This window comes from Polaromonas sp. P1_G2 (assembly GCF_056405515.1).
The window spans coordinates 1-2,831 of the sequence record NZ_JBFUBY010000394.1 but is presented as its reverse complement, the minus strand read 5'-3'; the positions used below and the strand labels follow the sequence as shown (position 1 = coordinate 2,831).

The 2,831-nt window shown below is 65.9% G+C and carries 2 protein-coding genes and 2 pseudogenes; all 4 read right to left on the bottom strand.

The annotated features are described in order from the left end of the window. Positions 1-346: pseudogene (locus tag AC1D0P_RS24095) on the bottom strand (outer membrane protein assembly factor); the annotation flags it as partial. A 109-nt stretch (positions 347-455) separates the two neighbouring features. After that, positions 456-1,670 (bottom strand): vWA domain-containing protein, encoded by a 1,215-nt coding sequence (locus AC1D0P_RS24090; RefSeq protein WP_477679048.1) that lies wholly within the window; start codon positions 1,668-1,670, stop codon positions 456-458. A 21-nt stretch (positions 1,671-1,691) separates the two neighbouring features. Beyond that, positions 1,692-2,279 (bottom strand): GNAT family N-acetyltransferase, encoded by a 588-nt coding sequence (locus tag AC1D0P_RS24085; RefSeq protein WP_477679047.1) that lies wholly within the window; start codon positions 2,277-2,279, stop codon positions 1,692-1,694. 31 nt (positions 2,280-2,310) lie between these two features. Continuing rightward, positions 2,311-2,831 (bottom strand): annotated as a pseudogene (locus AC1D0P_RS24080) (hypothetical protein); the annotation flags it as partial.

Below are 2,831 nucleotides of genomic sequence, written 5' to 3'. Positions count from 1 at the left end.
GCACGATGAGGCGTGCCAGCTCGGCCTCGTCGAGGTCGGTCACGGCGCGGTAGCGCTGCAGCTCGAGGTGTTTTTCGAGCAGGCCCTTGACGGGCTGCGGCGCGCGCACCGCGATGTCGAAGGCCGTGACTTCGGGCTGGGCGCTGGTCGGGCCGGTGGCGCCTTGCGGTGTGGGTTCGGGTGTGACTTTTTCAGGGGGCGGCGGCGGGGCGGGCGCGGTCTGGGTGACGCCGGAGGGCGGTGCCGTGCTGCTGTCCATGGGCGCAGCCGTCTGCGCGCCGGCCGGGGGCGCCAGCAGGGCCGCAAAGAGGGCGAGGGCAGGGATGAGGCCGGCGCTGGCTGTCATCAGTCCTGCCGGGGTGGCCGTCCGTGCGCACTGGGAACTGTGGGTGCTGGGAGGGGTCACGGGGGCAGTTTACTTGAGCACCCCCGCGTGCCTGCGTAGGAGACCGTCCTTATTTGGACAAAAGCCGCATGGCTTCCTCAAGGCCTTTGATGGTGAGGGGGAACATGCGCTGGTTCACCAGTTGCTGGATCACGGCGATGCTTTGCCGGTACTGCCAGACGCCCTGCGGCTCGGGGTTGATCCAGGCGAACTTGGGGAAGGCGTTGGTCAGGCGCTGCATCCATTCGGCGCCGGCTTCCTCGTTGTTGTATTCCACGCTGCCGCCGGGCTGCAGGATCTCGTAGGGGCTCATGGTCGCGTCGCCGACGAAGATGAGCTTGTAGTCCTTGTTGTACTTGCGGATGATGTCCCAGGTCGGGAATTTTTCGCTGAAGCGGCGACGGTTGTTCTTCCACATGAAGTCGTAGACGCAGTTGTGGAAGTAGTAAAACTCGAGGTGCTTGAACTCGGCTTTCACGGCCGAGAACATTTCTTCCACGCGGTGGATGTGCTCGTCCATGGTGCCGCCCACGTCCATCAGCAGCAGCACCTTCACGTTGTTGTGGCGCTCGGGCACCATCTTGATGTCCAGCCAGCCGGCATTGGCGGCGGTGGAGCGTATGGTGTCGTCGAGGTCCAGCTCTTCGACGTTGCCCTGGCGCGCGAACTTGCGCAGGCGGCGCAGCGCGACCTTGATGTTGCGCGTGCCGAGTTCCTGGGTGTCGTCGTAGTCCTTGTAGGCGCGCTGGTCCCAGACTTTCACGGCGCTCTTGTTGCGGCTTTTTTCCTGGCCTATGCGTATGCCCTGGGGGTTGAAGCCGTTGGCGCCGAAGGGCGAGGTTCCGCCCGTGCCTATCCATTTGCTGCCGCCTTCGTGGCGTTCCTTCTGTTCCTCAAAACGCTTCTTGAGCGTTTCCATGAGCTCGTCCCAGCCCATTTTTTCGATCTTGGCCTTTTCCTCGGGGCTCAGTTCGAGCTCGAGGTTTTTGCGCAGCCATTCGAGCGGGATGTCCTTGGTGAAGTCGGCCAGCATCTCCACGCCCTTGAAGTAGGCGGCGAAGGCGCGGTCGAACTTGTCGTAGTTTTTTTCGTCCTTTACCAGCACGGTGCGGCTCAGGTAATAGAAGTCGTCGATCTTCCAGGCGCCTTCACCCGCATAGGCGTCGAGCTTGTCGCTGTTCGGGCCGACCACGCCGGCCTGCAGCGCTTCGAGCAGCATCAGGTATTCCTTGACGGAGACCGGCAGCTTGGCCGAGCGCAGGGTGTAGAAAAAATCGATCAGCATGAGAACTCCTTGGCGGGCGCCTCAGGTTCGGGGTTTGTCCAGCAAATACAGCAACTGCGCCTTCACTTCCGGCCATTCGCCGGCGGCCAGGCTGTACATCACGGTGTCGCGTATGGTGCCGTCGCGGCGCAGCGCATGGCCGCGCAGCACGCCGTCCTTGCGCGCGCCCAGGCGTTCGATGGCGCGCTGCGAGGAATGGTTGAAGTTGTCGGTGCGCCAGCCGACGATGTTGCAGCCCAGGGTGTCGAAAGCATGCGTGAGCATCAGCAGCTTGCAGGTGGTGTTGACGTGGGTGCGCTGGCAGCGCGCGGCGTACCAGGTGTAGCCGATCTCGACGCGCTTGAGGTTGGGCACGATGTCGTGGTAACTGGTGGAGCCCAGCACCTCGCCGCTGGCCGCGTCGGTGACCGCGAAGGCGAAGCGGTTGGCGGTGGCCAGCGCGGTCTCTATGTAGCCGCGGGTTTCATGCGGCTCGGGCACGGAGGTGATGCGCAGCTTCCAGAGCTCGCCGTCGGCGGCCGCGGCTTTGAGGCCGGCTTCGTGCTCGAGCGCAAGGGGCACCAGCTTGACGCCGCGCGCCGTGAGAGTGACGGGTTCTACGAAGGCCATCCTGCAATCCTTTTCCTGTTGGGCAGTGTGTTCACGTGGACTGCAGCCGGGCACAGGCCGCGGCGGCCTGGCCGCGCGGATTGTCCCGGCACAGTTTGTTGAGTTCGGTCCTGGCGCCGGCGTGGCCGGCATGGGCCGCGCGCACCAGCAGCTCCACGGCATGCCAGGGAACGTCCGGGGCCGGGCGATGCGGCGGCACAGGCCGCGCGGCGGCGGCCTTCTCGGATTCGAGGGAGACCTTGGCGCGCCGGCTTGGCGGCCCGGCGGCGGGCCGGCCTTCCAGCAGCTTTACGTAGTCATGGACCATCAAGTCGGCATCCGTCGCCGTCAGCTGCTTGCGCGGGAGCGACAGCCAGGAGCGTGTGCCGGCGTCAGGCACATCGCTGAGCTTTCGGCCGGGCGCCGTCAGCATGGCGGCGACTTCGTCGGGCACGGCCTTGCCCAGGCCTGAGGCGCGCGACAGTTCGTCGGCGTTCACCGCGCCGGCCGCCGCATTGCGTTCGGCGGCGCCGGCCGCGGCTGCCGCGTCGCCCGCGCCCAGCTCCACCGCGC